At 59.2% G+C, this 18269-nt stretch carries 17 protein-coding genes; 11 read left to right on the top strand and 6 right to left on the bottom strand.

Annotated features, from left to right (window positions below; genetic code table 11):
• Nucleotides 1-2: 2 nt before the first annotated feature.
• Together flgM and flgA are read right to left on the bottom strand one after the other, a co-directional pair.
• A complete protein-coding gene (gene flgM, locus GV818_RS07715) occupies nucleotides 3-320 on the bottom strand; it encodes a flagellar biosynthesis anti-sigma factor FlgM (protein ID WP_161755991.1) in 318 nt (105 codons plus the stop codon).
• A 149-nt stretch (nucleotides 321-469) separates the two neighbouring features.
• Nucleotides 470-1231 (bottom strand): flagellar basal body P-ring formation chaperone FlgA, encoded by a 762-nt coding sequence (flgA, locus tag GV818_RS07710; protein WP_161755990.1) that lies wholly within the window; start codon nucleotides 1229-1231, stop codon nucleotides 470-472.
• 75 nt (nucleotides 1232-1306) lie between these two features.
• On the opposite strand from flgA, the gene GV818_RS07705 reads away from it, so the two are divergent.
• The 6 genes from GV818_RS07705 (at nucleotide 1307) to flgE (ending at nucleotide 6331) form a co-directional block, all read left to right on the top strand.
• Nucleotides 1307-2239 carry a chemotaxis protein CheV gene (locus GV818_RS07705; protein WP_161755989.1) on the top strand — a complete coding sequence of 311 codons (933 nt, stop codon included), beginning with the start codon at nucleotides 1307-1309 and terminating at the stop codon, nucleotides 2237-2239.
• A gap of 43 nt (nucleotides 2240-2282) precedes the next feature.
• The gene (gene cheR, locus GV818_RS07700; protein ID WP_161755988.1) at nucleotides 2283-3110 is read left to right on the top strand and encodes a protein-glutamate O-methyltransferase CheR; all 828 of its coding nucleotides are present in this window, start codon (nucleotides 2283-2285) and stop codon (nucleotides 3108-3110) included.
• Nucleotides 3111-3358: 248 nt separating this feature from the next.
• Nucleotides 3359-3766 (top strand): flagellar basal body rod protein FlgB, encoded by a 408-nt coding sequence (flgB, locus tag GV818_RS07695; protein ID WP_161755987.1) that lies wholly within the window; start codon nucleotides 3359-3361, stop codon nucleotides 3764-3766.
• Between the two features lie 3 nt (nucleotides 3767-3769).
• A complete protein-coding gene (gene flgC, locus GV818_RS07690) occupies nucleotides 3770-4213 on the top strand; it encodes a flagellar basal body rod protein FlgC (RefSeq protein WP_161755986.1) in 444 nt (147 codons plus the stop codon).
• Nucleotides 4214-4228: 15 nt separating this feature from the next.
• Nucleotides 4229-4957, top strand: coding sequence for a flagellar hook assembly protein FlgD (gene flgD / locus GV818_RS07685; RefSeq protein ID WP_161755985.1), 729 nt, complete (start codon nucleotides 4229-4231; stop codon nucleotides 4955-4957).
• A gap of 30 nt (nucleotides 4958-4987) precedes the next feature.
• Nucleotides 4988-6331 (top strand): flagellar hook protein FlgE, encoded by a 1344-nt coding sequence (gene flgE, locus GV818_RS07680; protein WP_161755984.1) that lies wholly within the window; start codon nucleotides 4988-4990, stop codon nucleotides 6329-6331.
• 248 nt (nucleotides 6332-6579) lie between these two features.
• Here flgE and GV818_RS07675 read toward each other — a convergent pair whose 3' ends face one another.
• Entirely contained in the window at nucleotides 6580-9474 is a 2895-nt protein-coding gene (locus GV818_RS07675; protein WP_161755983.1) for a ribonucleoside-diphosphate reductase subunit alpha, read from the bottom strand.
• Between the two features lie 757 nt (nucleotides 9475-10231).
• On the opposite strand from GV818_RS07675, the gene GV818_RS07670 reads away from it, so the two are divergent.
• Nucleotides 10232-10954, top strand: coding sequence for a response regulator (locus GV818_RS07670; RefSeq protein WP_161776274.1), 723 nt, complete (start codon nucleotides 10232-10234; stop codon nucleotides 10952-10954).
• A complete protein-coding gene (locus GV818_RS07665) occupies nucleotides 10951-12561 on the top strand; it encodes an ATP-binding protein (RefSeq protein ID WP_161776272.1) in 1611 nt (536 codons plus the stop codon). The genes GV818_RS07670 and GV818_RS07665 overlap by 4 nt, the downstream gene beginning before the upstream one ends.
• Nucleotides 12562-12572: 11 nt before the next feature.
• Here GV818_RS07665 and GV818_RS07660 read toward each other — a convergent pair whose 3' ends face one another.
• Nucleotides 12573-13298: a 4'-phosphopantetheinyl transferase family protein gene (locus GV818_RS07660; RefSeq protein WP_161776270.1), complete on the bottom strand. Its 726-nt coding sequence runs from the start codon at nucleotides 13296-13298 to the stop codon at nucleotides 12573-12575.
• 107 nt (nucleotides 13299-13405) lie between these two features.
• Nucleotides 13406-14197 (bottom strand): dienelactone hydrolase family protein, encoded by a 792-nt coding sequence (locus tag GV818_RS07655; protein ID WP_161776268.1) that lies wholly within the window; start codon nucleotides 14195-14197, stop codon nucleotides 13406-13408.
• 145 nt (nucleotides 14198-14342) lie between these two features.
• On the opposite strand from GV818_RS07655, the gene GV818_RS07650 reads away from it, so the two are divergent.
• The 3 genes from GV818_RS07650 to GV818_RS07640 all read left to right on the top strand — a co-directional run bounded on the left by GV818_RS07650 (nucleotide 14343) and on the right by GV818_RS07640 (nucleotide 17085).
• Nucleotides 14343-14945: a hypothetical protein gene (locus GV818_RS07650; RefSeq protein ID WP_161776266.1), complete on the top strand. Its 603-nt coding sequence runs from the start codon at nucleotides 14343-14345 to the stop codon at nucleotides 14943-14945.
• Nucleotides 14946-15064: 119 nt separating this feature from the next.
• The gene (locus GV818_RS07645; RefSeq protein WP_123726906.1) at nucleotides 15065-15742 is read left to right on the top strand and encodes a response regulator; all 678 of its coding nucleotides are present in this window, start codon (nucleotides 15065-15067) and stop codon (nucleotides 15740-15742) included.
• Nucleotides 15739-17085, top strand: a complete 1347-nt coding sequence (locus GV818_RS07640; protein ID WP_161755976.1) for an ATP-binding protein — start codon at nucleotides 15739-15741, stop codon at nucleotides 17083-17085. The genes GV818_RS07645 and GV818_RS07640 overlap by 4 nt, the downstream gene beginning before the upstream one ends.
• Nucleotides 17086-17094: 9 nt before the next feature.
• Here GV818_RS07640 and GV818_RS07635 read toward each other — a convergent pair whose 3' ends face one another.
• On the bottom strand, nucleotides 17095-18093 hold the full coding sequence (locus tag GV818_RS07635; RefSeq protein ID WP_161776264.1) for an AraC family transcriptional regulator: 999 nt from the start codon (nucleotides 18091-18093) through the stop codon (nucleotides 17095-17097).
• Nucleotides 18094-18269: the final 176 nt, after the last annotated feature.

Raw genomic sequence — 18269 nt, 5'->3', positions numbered from 1 at the left:
GGCTAGCGCAGGGCTTCGAAATTAAGCAGTTTGCTGGCTATACGGTTGCTATCGACCTTATAGCTGCCATCGGCAATGGCTTGCTTCAACTCGGCCACCCGGGCTTTGTCGACAGCAGGCTGATCGCGCAGCTTGTCAGTGATTTTCTGCAACTGTTGAGCCTCATTGCTGAGGTGTACTGATTCTCCGCTTTTGCTGGTCTCGGCCGAAGTCGTCAGCGGCGTGGATTTACCGGCATCGCCGGTTTCCTTGCTGGCGCTAGTACGCGTACTGCCTGTCAGTGAAGGGGAGCTGTTTAAACGGCTGAAGTCGATGACCATGATGGAGAAAACCTCTGGGTATTTGGACGCTTGCCATGTTTTCGGCCAAACCCTGAAAAACTTTAGGCCAAATCTCGACAAGCCAGCGCAGGTATCTGCGACCCGTTATCGACCACAGTTTAGGGAACGAGTGGGCCTAGCGCCAGTCACTACATAGCCACTTCCACTTGTCCGGGGGCGGTGACGCGCGCCTTGATCACTCGCTGCGAGTTCAAGTTCTTGACCCGGATCTGCTCGCTCATGCCGCCGTTGGACAGCGCCTCGCCCGGCATTCGTACATTCAAGGTGCCGCTGCGTGCCGAAATCACCACCTGGTCGCCTTTGCGCACCACTTCGGCCTGCTCCAGGTGAGCCAGGGTGATGAGTTGGTCGGCTACCATTGGTCGGACAAGTTTCTGCCCAATGGCTTGGTCCACCGAGGTCAAGTAGCCCTGATTGTTCTGGCTGATATCCCGCTCACGCAATACCACATCGTCCGGTTCGATGATTCCAGTACGTTTAAGGGCGCGCGAGCTGGTAACAACTTCGCGAAACAGTTTGACCTGCGCCGGTACAAACACCGTCCAGGGCGAGGCGCCTTCGCAGCGTACCTTGACCGTGACCCGTCCTAGTGGCTGCGCCGGACTTTCCAGGCTTGCTGTCAATTCCTTGTCGCAAGCGGGCATGTGCATGCGCGGGTCCAGTTGGTTGACCTGGATTTCGTAGCGTCCTTCCGTTTGACTGGTGGCCAGATAGTCTTCTACCGTGAATTCAAGAAACCCTTGAGTGACGCCGATAAGAAGATCAGGCAGGGTGAGCGAGTCAGCAACGGCAGGGCTGCCAGGGTTTAAAATGCACAGCGCCGACAACCCGCAAAGCAATTTGCGGTAGTGTGATGTCAGGCGTCGGAAAAATGTCGTTTTGGCGTTCATAACAGTTAAAAAGCAAGCCCCGTGCCGTTTAGTAATGAGCGTGCGTCGGATCTTAAAGCTTTGGGGAGTCTGGGCATGGCTGGTGTAATGGATTCGGTGAACCAGCGCACGCAATTGGTTGGGCAGAATCGCCTGGAGCTGTTGCTTTTCCGTCTTGATGGGGGGCAGCTCTACGGGATCAACGTATTCAAGGTTCGCGAGGTGCTGCAATGCCCCAAGCTGACCGTGATGCCCAAATCCAGTCCTGTGGTGTGCGGTGTCGCGAATATTCGAGGGGCGACCATTCCGATCCTGGATCTGGCAATGGCCACTGGCTCTGGCGGATTGAAAGATCAGAGCAATCCGTTCGTCATCATCACTGAGTACAACACCAAGACCCAGGGGTTTCTGGTGCGCTCAGTGGAACGCATCGTCAATATGAACTGGGAAGAGATTCATCCGCCGCCCAAGGGTACCGGGCGTGATCACTACCTGACGGCGGTGACCCGGGTGGATAACCAACTGGTCGAGATCATCGACGTGGAGAAGGTGCTCGCGGAAGTCGCACCTACTTCCGAAGCGATTTCGGTCGGTGTGGTGGATGTCGAGACCCAGCACAAGGCAGTTTCCCTGCGGGTGCTAACCGTCGACGACTCGTCGGTGGCGCGCAAGCAGGTCACTCGTTGCCTGCAGACTGTGGGTGTTGAAGTGGTAGCCTTGAATGATGGTCGGCAGGCACTGGACTATCTGCGCAAGTTGGTGGATGAGGGCAAGAAGCCGGAAGATGAGTTCCTCATGATGATTTCCGACATCGAGATGCCTGAAATGGACGGCTACACCCTCACGGCCGAGATACGCAACGATCCACGCATGCAAAAGCTGCATATCATCCTGCATACTTCGTTGTCAGGCGTATTCAATCAGGCGATGGTGAAGAAGGTCGGTGCCGATGACTTCCTTGCCAAGTTCCGCCCTGATGACCTGGCATCCCGGGTAGTCGACCGGATCAAAGCAGCAGACCATAGCTGAGGGCACCAGCCCTTGGCGAACATAGATTTAAGAGGCGGCAGCATTGTCTACGGGTAATTTGGATTTTGAACAGTTCCGGGTCTTCCTGGAAAAAGCCTGTGGTATTTTGCTCGGGGAAAACAAGCAATATCTCGTCTCGAGCCGTCTCAACAAACTGATGGAACAGCAAGGCATAAAAACCTTGGGTGAGTTGGTTCAGCGTATCCAGACCCAACCTCGCAGCGGATTGCGCGAGATGGTCGTGGACGCCATGACGACCAACGAAACCTTATGGTTTCGTGACACCTATCCGTTCGAGGTATTGAAGAACAAGGTGCTTCCCGAGGCGATCAAGGCCAGCCCCAACCAGCGCCTGCGGATCTGGTCGGCCGCCTGCTCGTCGGGGCAGGAGCCCTACTCGCTGTCGATGTCCATCGATGAGTTCGAGCGCAGCAACATGGGACAGTTGAAGATGGGGGTGCAGGTTGTGGCCACCGATCTGTCCGGAACCATGCTCAATAACTGCAAGACCGGCGAGTACGACAGTCTGGCGATTGGTCGTGGCTTGTCGGCCGAGCGTCTGCAGCGCTTTTTCGATCCCAAGGGGCCGGGGCGCTGGGTGATCAAGGCGCCGATCAAGAGTCGGGTGGAATTTCGCTCGTTCAACCTGCTGGACAGTTATGCCAGTCTCGGCAAGTTCGATATCGTATTTTGCCGTAACGTGCTGATCTACTTCTCGGCCGAGGTCAAGAAGGACATCCTGATGCGCATTCACAGTACTCTGAAGCCGGGTGGTTACCTGTTTCTGGGGGCTTCCGAAGCGCTCAATGGCTTGCCAGACCATTATCAGATGGTGCAATGCAGCCCGGGGATCATCTACCAGGCGAAGTAAGCAGCGATTGCGCAATGAAAAAGGAGGCCTATGGGCCTCCTTTTTTATGCGCGTCATTTGAGCTGTACAGGCTGAAAGCGGCAGAGCGATTGCCGCTTTGCCGGCGTTTCGCGGAAAGTCATTGCCGCTTTTCTGGCATTGCCGCGGCATCTGCGCCAGCAATCCCTTGATTTACGGGGCTTGCGGACTTGGCACGCAGCTTGCTACATCCAGGTTACGAAAAATCAGGTCACCCAAAGGTTTCCGACATGAGCATCAGCTTCGATAAAGCGCTCGGTATCCACGAACAGGCTCTTGGCTTTCGCGCCAAGCGTGCCGAAGTACTGGCCAACAACATCGCCAACGCCGATACCCCGAACTACAAGGCTCGGGATCTGGACTTCTCCGCGGTGCTCGCCGAGCAGAACGACAAGGTTAAGAACGGCGCTTTCGCGTTGAACATGACCAACAACCGGCATATCGAAGCGCAAGGCTTGAGCGGTGGCGATGAGTCCCTGCTGTATCGCACGCCGATGCAACCCTCGATCGACCAGAACACCGTGGATGCCCAGCTTGAACAGTCGAGCTATGCGCAGAACTCAGTGGATTTCCAGGCCAGCTTCACGCTGCTTAATAGTAAGTTCAAAGGGCTGGTTGCAGCCCTGCGCGGAGAGTAATCCATGTCCCTTGCCAGTGTTTTCAATATTGCCGGTAGTGGCATGAGCGCTCAGACCACCCGTCTGAACACCGTCGCCAGTAACATCGCCAACGCCGAGAGCGTGTCGTCAAGCATCGATCAGACCTATCGCGCTCGTCATCCGGTATTCGCCACCATGTTCCAGGGCGCGCAGAGCGGTGGCACTGATTCGCTGTTCCAGAATCAGGATGCTGCAGGCCAGGGCGTACAGGTGCTGGGCGTGGTCGAAGACCAGAGCAATCTTGAGGCCCGCTACGAACCTAATCATCCAGCCGCCGACGCCAAGGGTTATGTCTACTACCCCAACGTCAACGTGGTGGAAGAGATGGCCGACATGATCTCCGCCAGCCGTTCGTTCCAGACCAATGCGGAAATGATGAACACCGCCAAAACCATGATGCAGAAGGTCCTGACCCTGGGTCAGTGATAAGGGGCGAATCCAATGAGCGTTACTGATACCACCAACGCCCCATCCCTCAAGGATGTGCTGGCCAATTCGTCGAAAAAAACCACGACCACCAGCGCCGATGGCCTGGCGGCGGCCACTAACAGTGCGACCGGCAAGCAGTCCCTGGGCAAGGATGCGTTCCTCAAGCTGTTGGTGACTCAGCTGAACAACCAGAACCCACTCGATCCTCAGGACAACAGTGCGTTCGTTGCCCAGTTGGCGCAGTTCTCCACCCTCGAGGGCATTACTACCCTCAATACTTCGGTGAACTCGATCACAGGCAACTACAAATCGTCCCAGGCCTTGCAGGCTTCTTCCCTGGTGGGCCGTTCGGTCATCGTGCAGACCGGTACCACTCAGGTGGATACCAGCAAGAGCATGACCGGCTCGGTGACCGTACCGTCCAGCGTGAGCTCGGTCACCGTGACCGTCACCGACAAGGCTGGCAACACCGTCAAGACTATCGACATGGGCAGTCAGAAAGCCGGCAATGCCAGCTTCGTCTGGGATGGCACCAAGACCGACGGTACCAAGGCAGATCCGGGTAATTATACCTTCAAGGCCAGTACCACCATTGATGGCAAGGGCACTGACTTGGTCACCTACCTGCCGGCAACGGTCAACAGCGTCACTATCAGCCAGACCGGTGGTGAATTGATGTTGAACCTGGCCGGTATGGGCAGCCCGATTGCCCTGTCCAAAGTACAAACCATTGGTATCTAGAGCCGACTAAACCGGCACAAGGAGTGGAATATGTCTTTCAATATCGGCCTTAGCGGTCTCTACGCTGCCAACAAACAGTTGGACGTTACCGGCAACAACATTGCCAACGTCGCGACCACGGGTTTCAAGTCATCTCGTGCAGAGTTCGCCGATGTGTACTCGGCCACCAAACTGGGCAGCGGCACTCAGGTCGTGGGTAACGGTGTGCGCCTGGCCAACGTTTCCCAGCAGTTCACCAACGGTGATATCAGCAACACCGGCAACGTGCTGGACATGGGTATCCAGGGCCAGGGTTTCTTCGTGCTGAGCACCAACGGTTCCCTGACTTATACCCGTGCCGGTACTTTCAAGACCGACAAGGAAGGCTACATCACCAACAGTGATGGCACTGCTCGCCTGCAAGGCTATGCGGTCGACGCCAACGGCAAGATCGTCAACGGTGTGCTGACCGACCTGCGGATCGATACCTCGAACCTCGCACCGAAGCCGACCGACTCGATCTCCTCGACCATCAACCTGGATTCCAACGCAACCCCGATCAATACTGCCGCGACAACTCCGGCGTATGTGTTCAATCCGACCGACAACACCACCTACACCAAGCAGTTCAGCACGCCGGTCTACGACACCCAGGGCAACAAGCACGTCATGGATCAGTACATGATCAAGACGCCGAATGCCAACACTTGGCAGACCTATACCCTGATCGATGGTCGCAATCCGGATGGCTCGGCCTTCAGCATGGCCAACCAAGCACCGATCACCATGACCTTCGACTCGTCGGGTAAGCTGCAGGCTGTGACTCCGCCAACCCCGGCGACTGGCAGCCAGTTCACCGTCGTCGGTAACAACGTTGTCATGTCTGCTGCCGCCTGGACTCCAGGTACCGTTACCAACGGTGTATTCGCCCCCAACGGTGCCAAGGCCGCGCCGAACGGTGTCAGCATCGACATGACCAAGACCGGTTCGGTGTTCGGTGATAGCAACCGTTCGGTGATCGCGCAGAATGGTTACGCCACCGGCCAGATCAGCAGCCTGACCATCGACGGCACTGGCGTCATGCTGGCCAACTTCAGCAACGAGCAGACCAAGCCGATCGGTCAGATCTCCCTGGCAAGCTTCACCAATGAGCAAGGCCTGCAGCCAGTTGGCGGCACCAGCTGGAAAGAAACCTACTCGTCCGGTATTCCAGGTTATGACGCGCCGAAGACTGGCACCCTGGGGGCGATTCAGTCCAACTCCCTGGAAGAGTCCAACGTCAACCTGACCAACGAACTGGTCAACCTGATCAAGGCCCAGAGCAACTATCAGGCGAACGCCAAGACCATCTCCACCCAGAGCACCATCATGCAGACCATCATCCAGATGACCTGATGCCGGTGGGTTGAAGCGCTGTACGAAAAGCCCCTCCTGGAGGGGCTTTTTTGTGCCTGTTCCCTGCAGAATCTACTGCTGTAGGAGCTGGCTTGCCAGCGAAGGCGGCCTCGGAGGCAGTGCCGCCTAGATTCTCTTCGTCGGCAAGCCGACTCCTGTGGGTTTTTCGCAGGCAAAAGAAAACCCCCGATAAGCCGTAGGCGTATCGGGGGTTGTGGCAGGTGCCTGCAGGCACCTGTCAGCTCAGCTTATTGGCAAGCTTCGCAATCCGGCTCGTCGATGGCGCAAGCCTTCGGCACTGGAGCGGGGCCGGCAGGAGCGGCCAAGACCGAGTCGTCACCGTGGTTGCCGCCGCTGGAAACGGCGTTCAGCTTGCCGGTGTTGATGGTCGACTTCTCGGTGCTGGTCGCGGCCAGGGCACGGAGGTAGTAAGTGGTTTTCAGGCCACGGTACCAAGCCATGCGGTAGGTCACGTCGAGCTTCTTGCCCGAAGCGCCGGCGATGTACAGGTTCAGCGACTGAGCCTGGTCGATCCACTTCTGGCGACGGCTGGCGGCGTCGACGATCCACTTGGTGTCCACTTCGAAGGCAGTCGCGTAGAGCTCTTTGAGTTCTTGCGGGATGCGCTCGATCTGCTGCACCGAACCGTCGTAGTACTTCAGGTCGTTGATCATCACCGAATCCCACAGGCCGCGGGCTTTCAGGTCGCGAACCAGGTACGGGTTGATCACGGTGAATTCGCCGGACAGGTTCGATTTCACATACAGGTTCTGGTAGGTCGGTTCGATCGACTGCGATACGCCGGTGATGTTGGCGATAGTCGCGGTCGGTGCGATGGCCATGATGTTGGAGTTACGAATACCTTTCTGCACGCGGGCACGTACTGGCGCCCAGTCCAGGGATTCGTTCAGGTCAACGTCGATGTACTTCTGGCCACGCTGCTCGATCAGGATCTGCTGCGAATCCAGCGGCAGGATGCCTTTGGACCACAAGGAGCCCTGGAATGTCTCGTAGGCACCGCGCTCGTCGGCCAGGTCGCAAGAAGCCTGGATCGCGTAGTAGCTGACCGCTTCCATGGACTTGTCGGCGAACTCTACCGCAGCGTCCGAGCCGTAAGGAATGTGCTGCAGGTACAGCGCGTCCTGGAAGCCCATGATGCCCAGGCCAACCGGGCGGTGCTTGAAGTTGGAGTTCTGCGCCTGTGGTACCGAGTAGTAGTTGATGTCGATCACGTTATCGAGCATGCGCACGGCGGTGTTCACGGTGCGTTGCAGCTTGGCGGTGTCCAGCTTGCCGTTGGTGATGTGGTTCGGCAGGTTGATCGAGCCCAGGTTGCAAACGGCGATCTCGTCCTTGTTGGTGTTCAAGGTGATCTCGGTGCACAGGTTCGAGCTGTGGACCACGCCAACGTGCTGCTGCGGGCTACGCAGGTTGCACGGGTCTTTGAAGGTCAGCCATGGGTGGCCGGTTTCAAACAGCATGGACAGCATCTTGCGCCACAGGTCTTTGGCCTGGATGGTCTTGAACAGCTTGATCTTGCCAGGGTACTGCGACAGGGCTTCGTAGTACTCGTAACGCTCTTCGAAGGCCTTGCCGGTCAGGTCGTGCAGGTCCGGCACTTCGGAAGGCGAGAACAGGGTCCACTGGCCGTCATCGAAGACACGCTTCATGAACAGGTCAGGGATCCAGTTGGCGGTGTTCATGTCGTGGGTACGACGACGGTCATCACCGGTGTTCTTGCGCAGCTCGATGAACTCTTCAATGTCCATGTGCCAAGTTTCCAGGTAGGCACATACAGCGCCTTTGCGCTTGCCGCCCTGGTTGACCGCTACGGCGGTGTCATTGACTACTTTCAGGAACGGTACAACGCCCTGGGACTTGCCGTTGGTGCCCTTGATGTACGAACCCAGTGCACGCACCGGAGTCCAGTCGTTACCCAGGCCACCAGCAAACTTGGACAGCATGGCGTTGTCGTGGATTGCGTGGTAGATGCCCGACAGGTCGTCCGGCACGGTAGTCAGGTAGCAGCTCGACAGCTGTGGACGCAGGGTGCCGGCGTTGAACAGGGTCGGGGTCGACGACATGTAGTCGAAGGACGACAGCAGGTTGTAGAACTCGATGGCACGGTCTTCTTTGTGCTTCTCTTCGATCGCCAGGCCCATGGCCACGCGCATGAAGAAGATCTGCGGCAGTTCGAAGCGGATACCGTCCTTGTGGATGAAGTAACGGTCGTACAGGGTCTGCAGGCCCAGGTAGGTGAACTGCTGGTCGCGCTCGTGGTTGATCGCCTTGCCCAGTTTTTCCAGGTCGAAGGTGGCCAGAACTGGGTTCAACAATTCGAACTCGATACCCTTGGCGATGTAGGCCGGCAGTGCCTTGGCGTACAGGTCGGCCATCTCGTGGTGAGTGGCGCTTTCGGCGACCTGGAGGAAGCCCAGGCCTTCGGCACGCAGGGTGTCCATCAGCAGGCGGGCGGTGACGAACGAATAGTTCGGCTCACGCTCAACCAGGGTACGGGCAGTCATCACCAGGGCGGTGTTGACATCGGTCAGGGCCACGCCGTCGTACAGGTTCTTCAGGGTTTCGCGTTGGATCAGGTCGCCGTCGACTTCTTCCAGGCCTTCGCAGGCTTCGGTGACGATGGTGTTCAAGCGGCCCATGTCCAGCGGCGCCAGGCTGCCATCGGCGCGGGTGATGCGGATCGATGGGTGGGCTTGTACCGGCTCTTCGCTGGTGGAGCGGGTGGCGCGTTCCTTGGCTCGGGAGTCACGGTAGATCACATAGTCACGGGCGACTTTCTGTTCGCCGGCGCGCATCAGGGCCAGTTCGACCTGGTCCTGGATTTCTTCGATGTGGATGGTGCCGCCTGAAGGCATGCGACGTTTGAAGGTTGCGGTGACCTGTTCGGTCAGGCGCGCCACGGTGTCGTGGATTCGCGACGAGGCAGCGGCGGTGCCGCCTTCAACTGCGAGGAACGCTTTGGTGATAGCGACGGTAATCTTGTCATCGGTGTAAGCAACGACAGTGCCGTTACGCTTGATCACGCGCAATTGGCCAGGTGCGGTAGCAGACAGATCCAGGTTGGAATCGGCGGCCTGCGGCGCATTGACCTGCGAGTTCTCGCGAGTTGTGTCGGTTTGCATGGGTGTCTCCACGTTCTCTATGTTTGTTTGGGCACCATTGAGGTGCCCACCGTTCCGTCCTGAAGCACTACAGCCGGCAGAGGCCGGGCATAACGACTTCGGGACAGTTCAGGAAGGGGGCTATGGGCGCCGCTTCCATGCCGAAGTCATGGGTGTCGAGCCAGTGCTCGGCACCTTGTTCCTGATGGGTGACAGTCTCTTGCTGCAACACCCGTACCGTTTTCCCCTGAGTAGGGAGGAAAACGGCGCCATCCGCACACGCGGTCTTGGTCTTCTAAATCAGCGATTGGTTCCACCAAACAGGAGCAAGAAAAGGGCTTGAGTTTCTTGTCTGATTTGTGTTTGGTATTTTGTGAAAAACCCTAGATATAGGGATTTTTAGCCGCCGGGATACAAGATAATGCGTTTTGGGGACTGATTGCAACGTACTGCCTGTGGATAAGGCTGTGCGTAAATTGTGTATGAATCGGGTAAGACTCATGCAGCCCGCAGTCCCCGTGCATGCAACCGTTTGTCACTGTTTTTTACGTCCAGAAATTACCGTGGGCGGATTTTTGCGGGCGCGAACCCTATCACAAAAAAACGTCCTGACCGAATCGTTTTAGCCGCTTGTGTGGAGCCCCGCGCCGGTTGCTACAATCCGCCGCGATCTACTGGGTGTTATCTGCCTTTCTCATGGCAAGTTATCCGCCTTTTTCATGACAAAAAGACGGGTGTCTTCTTTCCGACGGTGTGCTGGCAATAAAAGAGGTCGAGCATGGAGCAAGAAGCCTGGCAGGTACTGATTGTCGAGGATGACCAGCGGCTGGCTGAGTTGACCCGTGAATACCTGGAGAGCAACGGCCTGCAGGTGGCGATTGAGGGCAATGGAGCACTGGCCGCCGCGCGGATCATTGCCGAGCAACCGGATCTGGTGATTCTCGACTTGATGCTGCCGGGAGAGGACGGCTTGAGCATCTGCCGCAAGGTTCGTGATCGTTATGACGGACCTATCCTCATGCTCACTGCCCGCACCGATGATATGGACCAGGTCATGGGTTTGGACCTGGGTGCCGACGACTATGTCTGCAAGCCGGTACGTCCACGGCTGTTGCTGGCGCGGATCCAGGCCTTGCTGCGCCGCAGTGAAGCGACAGAGCCTGTGGCGGAGAAAACCCGACGCCTGCAATTCGGTCCCCTGGTGGTGGACAACGCCCTGCGTGAGGCGTGGCTGAGCGACGCCGGGATCGAGCTGACCAGCGCCGAGTTCGACCTGCTGTGGCTGCTGGTAGTGAATGCTGGGCGGATTCTTTCCCGAGAGGAAATCTTCACCGCGCTGCGCGGTATCGGCTACGACGGGCAAGATCGCTCCATCGATGTGCGGATCTCGCGCATCCGGCCCAAGATCGGTGATGACCCCGAGCACCCGCGACTGATCAAGACCATTCGCAGCAAGGGGTATCTGTTCGTCCCTGAAGCCGCCGCCGACATGTCCCTGTGAACTCGATCTTTCTGCGTATCTATGGCGGCATGTGCGCCGCGCTGATTCTGGTGGCGTTACTTGGGGTGCTGGCCCTGCATCTGCTGAACCAGGTGCGCAGCGAGCAATACCGCGAGCGTCTGGCCCACGGGACCTTCTCGCTGATGGCAGATAACCTGCAGCCGATGAGCGAGATCGAGCGTCGTCGGGCGCTGGCGGTGTGGGAGCGGCTGCTGGGGATTCCCCTGAGCTTGAAGACGTTCAGCCAGACTGACCTGGACAGCAGCCAGCGTGGTCGGGTGCTACGCGGCCAGGCGCTGGTAGAGCAGATTGGGCCATTTGCCGCTCGGGTCTATCGCCTGGTCAGCGAGAAGGAGCAGTTGCTGCTCAGTGCCGAAGTGCAACAGATCAGCGAGCAATTGGCCCGGGCCACCATCTATCTGCTGGCTGACGAACTGGTGCGTTATCCGGTGGCAGAGCAGCCGCAGCGTCTGGCGGCATTGAAGGAAGCCAAGGGCTTCGGTTTCGATATGCACTTGTCCACCCTCGACGCCGCGGACATGGACGAGGATCAGCGCCGGCGGGTGGCCGAGGGCGATACGGTAATGGCCCTGGGCAAGGGCGGCGATTCGATCCGGGTCTTCGCCGGACTGGTGGGCACGCCCTGGGTGCTGGAGATCGGTCCCCTGTATCAGATGAATCCTTATCCTCCCGAATGGCTGGTGCTGATTACCGTGTTGGGCCTGAGCCTGATCGGTTTGATCGTCTATCTATTGGTCCGTCAGTTGGAGCGACGCCTCAGTGGCTTGGAATCCGCGGCCACGCGGATTGCCAAGGGCAGCCTGGAAACCCGGGTGCCGGCCCGTGGTGCGGACTCGGTGGGGCGCCTGGCGGCGGCATTCAACGGCATGGCCGAGCACCTGCAGCGCTTGCTGGCGATCCAGCGTGAACTGGTGCGGGCGGTCTCCCACGAGCTGCGCACACCAGTGGCGCGGCTGCGTTTCGGTCTGGAGATGATTGCTTCGGCGAGCACCGATCAGGCGCGGCAGAAGTACCTGGATGGCATGGATAACGATATTCAGGATCTCGACCGACTGGTGGACGAGATGCTCACCTATGCGCGCTTGGAGCAGGGCTCGCCGGCCTTGAACTTCCAGCGTATCGACCTGGATGCCCTGATCAACCAGGTGATCAGCGAGCTGGCGCCGTTGCGGGCCAACCTCAAGGTCCAGCGTGGCTTGTGCCTGTCTGCCGCAGAGTGTGATGGTGCCTGGGTCGAGGCTGAGCCGCGCTATCTTCACCGGGCGCTGCAGAACCTGGTGAGCAATGCCATGCGCCATGCGCGATCCCAGGTGACCGTGAGTTATCAGGTGGGCCAACTGCGTTGCCGAGTGGATGTGGAAGATGACGGTCCTGGCGTGCCGGAAAGCGCCTGGGAGAAGATCTTCACGCCGTTCCTGCGCCTGGATGACAGTCGGACCCGGGCCTCCGGCGGCCATGGGTTGGGGCTGTCGATTGTGCGGCGGATCATCCATTGGCACGAGGGGCGTGCCCTGATCAGCAACAGCAAGAATCTTGGAGGCGCCTGCTTCAGCCTGAGTTGGCCTCGACAGCAGGAGCCCCATTGAGTGTGAAAGGGTCAGGCCTTGATGGCGATCAGGCTTAGCAGTTGATCGCCCTCGACGGCGAATTGGCCCAGTAGCTCGCGTCCGTGGTGCCATTCCTCGGACAAGTCCGTGAGCAGGCGTACCCGCACCTGGCCTTCCGGGCTCCACTCCAGCACTTCGGCGTGTTCGAAGTAGAAGCTTTTGCGCACCAGCGGATACAGGGTCTTGAACAGGCTTTCCTTGATCGAAAAGGTCAGGGTCACCGCCAGGGCCTGCTGCTTGGCTGTCAGTTGGCCCCGGCGTTGCAACTCCGCGGGGGTGAGAATCTGCTCTGCCAGCTTGGCTGCGCGCTCTTCGCTCAGCAGTGTTTCCAGGTCCATCCCCAAGGCTTGCCAGTGTTGCTTGTCGGCGACGATGGCGGCAGCACGCCCGCTGCTGTGGGTGATCGAGCCGCAGATATGCGCAGGCCAGATCGGTGCCCGATCGGTATCGATGGGAGGCACCCAGTCCAGTTGCTGCAACTGGCGCAAGGCGGCCCGGGCACACAGGCGTCCGGCGAGGAATTCAGTCTGGCGCTTGGCCACCGAGCGCTGGATGCTCGGCGGTGCTTCAATTCCGCTGCGTTGGAAGTCATCCGTGGTCAACTGCCCGGGGTTGAACCGGGTGCTTAGCCAAAGGGTGTGGGGCAAGGCTTGCGGCAATGGCCAGGAAGCGTCCAGTGGGGTGCAGCAGGCTGGTAGGGGAGGGAGAGCATTCATGGTCGCTAGTGTGCCGGGTTGCGTTCATCGAGGGTAGTCGTCCATCGCGCGAGGGGTTGCCGCAGAGCCGTTGCGGCAACTCCATAACGCACGGGTTCGAGACGCTGTCAGCCGAACAGCTTCTTGAAGAAGGCTTGCATGTCCGCCCAGGAATGTTCATCGGCGGCCTTGTTATAGCCGATGTCCAGGCCGCCGTGTTCGCCATGGCTCAAGCGGTCGGCATCGGGATTACTGAAGCCGTGTTTGGCGCCTTCCAGGCTGACAAATTGATAGTCGGCACCGGCCTTGTCCATCTCTGCCTTGAAGGTGGCGACGTTGTCGGCCGTGACCATGCTGTCCTGCGCGCCATGCTCCACCAGGATTTTTGCTTTGACACTGCCAGGCGTCGCCGGTGCTTGTGTGACCAGGGCACCATGAAAACTCACCACGCCGGCCAGTGGGAGGCCCTGGCGGGCAGCGTCGAGGACGACCTTGCCGCCAAAGCAGTAACCAATGGCTGCGAGTTTTTGCGGGTTGGTCTGCGGCTGTTGCCTCAGCAGTTCAAGGCCGGCATCGAAGCGCGCGCTGGCGGCGGCACTGTCCTTGAGTGCGGCCTGCATGAACGCCATGGCGTCTTGCGGGTGTTCGGTGTGCTTGCCTTCGCCATACATGTCGATGGCCAGTGCGCTGTAGCCCAGGGCGGCAAGGTCCCGAGCCCGGCGCTTGGCGTAATCGTTGAGCCCCCACCATTCGTGGACCACGACCACGCCTGGGCGAGGACCCTGTACGGCGTCGTCGTAGGCGTAGTAGCCGATCAGCGGGGTGCCATCGGTACTGCGATAGGGGATTTCCTGGGTCTTGATTGCAGCCTGGCCGAGGTCGCTGAGGGTTAACAGAAAGACAGCCAAGAGCACGCGCATAGGAGGAACTCCGGTTGAAAAAGTGTCAAAACAGCCTAGTCGATCTGGTTCAGGCGAGGTTAAGGGTGTGTTCAGGGGGAGTTCAGGGCGGGCTGTTTACTCTAGCCCCGTACCCAAAAAGCCTATAGTGCAAAGGAAACTTCCTATGACTTTATTGAAAAAAATGCTCCTGGCCTTTACCGTTCTCGGCGCCAGCGCCGCTGTCCAAGCGGCTGATAGCAACTTCGCCAGCCTGACTTTTGGCCAGACCAGCGACAAGGTCAAGAAGTCCAGTCAGCTCAACAGCAACCTCGGCCATCCGAACGCCGATGGTGTGATTGGCAAGGACAACACTTGGGGTGTGCGCTTCGGTCAACAGAATGACCAGGGCCGCTACTACGCCACTTACGATTACGTTTCCGGCTCCCACAATGGCATTAAACTGCGTCAGCAAAATCTGCTGGGCAGTTACGATATGTTCCTGCCGGTGACCAGCAGCACCAAACTCTTTGGCGGCGGCACCGCAGGCCTGACCAAGCTGACTCAGGAATCTCCAGGGTTCAGTCGTGACAGTGATATCGGTTACGCGGTAGGGGGGCAGGCCGGTGTCCTGCAACAGGTTTCGCAAAATACCTCGGTGGAGCTCGGCTACCGTTACCTGCGCAGTAATGCCGGGACCGAGATGAGTGAACGCGGTGGCAGCAAGCAGGGTTCGCTGAGCCTCACCAGCAGTGCCCAGACTTACCTGTCGGCCAACTACGCTTTCTGATAAGCGGTTTGGCCTGACCCGCGCCGGATCGTGCCTTGGGCACGGTCCGGCGTTGTCGCATCAATCATCAGGGCGCAGGGGCGCCCATGGAGATGCTGAATTTTGCCTGGGAGCGCGTTATGAAATTGCTGGTCGTTGAAGATGAAGCGCTGTTGCGCCATCACTTGCAAACCCGCCTCACCGACAGCGGTCATGTGGTTGAGTCCGTGGCGAACGCCGAAGAGGCGTTGTATCAGACCGAGCAGTTCAATCACGATCTGGCGGTGATCGACCTGGGCTTGCCCGGCATGGGTGGGCTGGACCTGATCCGACAGTTGCGCGCCCGTGGCAAGACCTTTCCGATCCTGATCCTCACCGCCCGCGGCAACTGGCAGGACAAGGTTGAGGGCCTGGCCGCCGGTGCCGATGACTATGTGGTCAAGCCGTTTCAGTTCGAAGAGCTGGATGCGCGGCTCAATGCATTGTTGCGGCGCTCCAGCGGGTTCACCCAGTCGACTATCATCGCCGGCCCGTTATTGCTGGACTTGAACCGCAAGCAGGCATCCCTGGATGAACAGCCCCTGGCCCTGACTGCCTACGAATACCGGATCCTCGAATACCTGATGCGTCATCACCAGCAGGTGGTGGCCAAGGACCGGCTGATGGAGCAGCTGTACCCGGATGATGACGAGCGCGATCCGAACGTTATCGAGGTACTGGTTGGGCGGTTGCGCCGCAAGCTGGAGGGGCCGTCGGGCTTCAAGCCGATCGATACGGTGCGCGGCCTGGGTTATCTGTTCAATGAGCGCTGCCGATGATTCGATCGCTGCGCCTGCGGCTGATGCTGGCGGCCACCACCTTGGCGGTGCTGTTCATGCTGGCGTTGCTGCCGGCCATGCAGGGGGCTTTCAGTCTCGCGCTGCAGGACTCCATCGAGCAGCGTCTGGCCTCCGACGTCACTACCCTGATTTCCGCCGCGCGGATCGAAAACAACCGTCTGCAGATGCCGGCGCAGTTGCCTGACGAGCGCTTCAATCTCGCCGACAGTCGGCTGCTGGGTTACATCTACGACCGTGAAGGGCACCTGGTCTGGCGTTCGCGAGCAACCCAGGAAGAGAACATCAACTACCGGCCGCGGTACGACGGGCGCGGTAATGAGTTCGCCAGGATCCGCGAAGCCAATGGCCAGGAGTTCTTCGTCTACGACGTCGAGATCAAGTTGCTAGGGGGCAAGAACGCGGCGTTCAGTATTGTTGCGCTGCAGCCGGTACGTGAGTATCAGCAGACCCTGGAAGGGGTTCGGGAGAACCTCTATCTGGGGTTTGGCGCGGCGCTGCTGGTGCTCCTGGCATTGCTCTGGCTGGGGCTGACCTGGGGCTTGCAGGCCCTGCGGCGCTTGAGTCAGGAGTTGGACCAGATCGAGAGTGGCACTCGCCAGAGCCTGAGCGAGGAGCACCCTCGAGAGCTGCTGCGCCTGACGGGCTCGTTGAACCGCCTGCTGCAAAGCGAGCGTGAGCAGCGCGCCCGCTACCGGGACTCCCTGGATGACCTGGCCCACAGCCTGAAAACCCCGCTGACGGTGTTGCAAGGCGTCAGTGAGGACATGGCGCAACGGCCTCAGGATCGTGAACAGGCTTGGGTCCTGCAGGCGCAGATCGAGCGTATGAGCCAGCAGATCAGTTACCAGTTGCAGCGTGCCAGCCTGCGCAAGAGTGGCCTGGTGCGCCACCAGGTTCATTTGCGACCGTTGCTGCAAAGCCTGTGCGACACGCTGGACAAGGTCTATCGCGACAAGCAGGTGCGGGTGTCGTTCGATTTGCCCGAACACTGCCATCTGCCCATCGAGCATGGTGCTTTGCTGGAGTTGCTCGGCAACCTGCTGGAGAACGCTTATCGCCTATGCCTGAGTTCGGTGCGCATCAGCGTGCGCGAAACCCTCGATGGCTCGCAGCTGTGTGTGGAAGACGATGGCCCGGGAGTGCCACCGGATCAGCGGGCGCGGATCCTCCAGCGCGGCGAGCGTCTGGATCGTCAGCATCCGGGGCAGGGCATTGGCCTGGCGGTGGTCAAAGACATCATCGAAAGCTACGGTGCGCAACTGACCCTGGGTGATTCTGCCTTGGGCGGTGCGGCCTTCCGAATCCATTTTCCGGCCTTGTGACGCTCCCCCTCACTGCTCCCGAGCGCGATAGGCACCCGGAGTCAGGCCGGTCCATTTCTTGAACGCGCGATGAAAGGCCGAGGGTTCGGAAAAGCCCAGTTGCTCGGCGATCTGTTGCAATGACAGGTTGTCGCGGCCGAGGTGGTAAATGGCAATGTCGCGGCGCAGTTCATCCTTCAATTCTTGAAAGCTCGAGCCTTCTTCCCGTAGATGCCGACGTAGGGTTTGCGGGCTGATGTGCAGGTGTTGGGCCACGCTTTCCAGGTCCGGCCAGCGCTCACGGTCGCGGCTGAGCAGGTGTCGCAGCTGGCTGCTGAGGCTGTCGCCCTCATCCGGCCGGGATAGCAGGTCAGCGGGGGAGCGTTCGAGGAAGTGCTTGAGGGTGCGCTCATCCTGCAGCAGCGGCATGCTCAGGTAGCGACTGTGGAACAACAGGCTGCTGCGATCTTGCGCAAATTGCAGCGGGCAGGGGAAGAGCAGGTCATATTCTGCGCCGTGCTCAGGCTTTGCATAGCTGAAGCAGGCTTGCTCCAGGCGGATTCGACGGCCGATCAGCCAACTGGCCAGGCGGTGCCAGATCACCAGCAGGCTTTCACTGAGAAAGTGATCGGGGTCCCACAGTTCGGAATCATCCAGGCTCAGTCGAGCCATTTCCCCTTCGCGTGTCAGGTACAAGCGCGGGGCTTCCGGGAATAAGCTATAAAATAATAAGCCGCGATTGAGTGCTTTTTCCAAGGTGCGGCAGTGGATCAGTGCGTGACACATCATGGCAAAGGTCCCGCGTTTGCTGGGGCGATGACCGAACCCGAGGTATTCATCGTCCAGTTCCAGCCACAGTTGCTGCAGCAGTCGGGTGAATTGCTCGGGGGCGATACGGGCCTTGGGCTGATTCAGCAGTTCGAGGCTGATCCCCAGCTGTTGCAGGAGTGGCGCGCAGTCGTAGCCACGGCGGCGTGCCCCGCCTAGGGCGGCGCGGGCAAAGTGGCTGGCGATGGTGCGTTCGCGCATGCGGGATGGTCCGTCCGTTGAGTGGCGGATGTTAGCCAGCCGCTCGGCAAGGGACAAGGCGGATATCCGCCAAATTGTAGGACGAGAGCCGGTGAATGGGCGGGAATCCGCCATGTTCACTGTGCGAAATGGATGCAAAGGTCGGCCCGACCCCTGATGTCTAAAGGCCTGCAGGT

The organism is Pseudomonas sp. Fl4BN1 (assembly GCF_009908285.1).
In the GTDB taxonomy this organism is placed as follows: Bacteria; Pseudomonadota; Gammaproteobacteria; order Pseudomonadales; family Pseudomonadaceae; genus Aquipseudomonas.
Note: the sequence above shows the minus strand (reverse complement) of the source record. Positions and strands in the feature narration are given on the sequence as shown.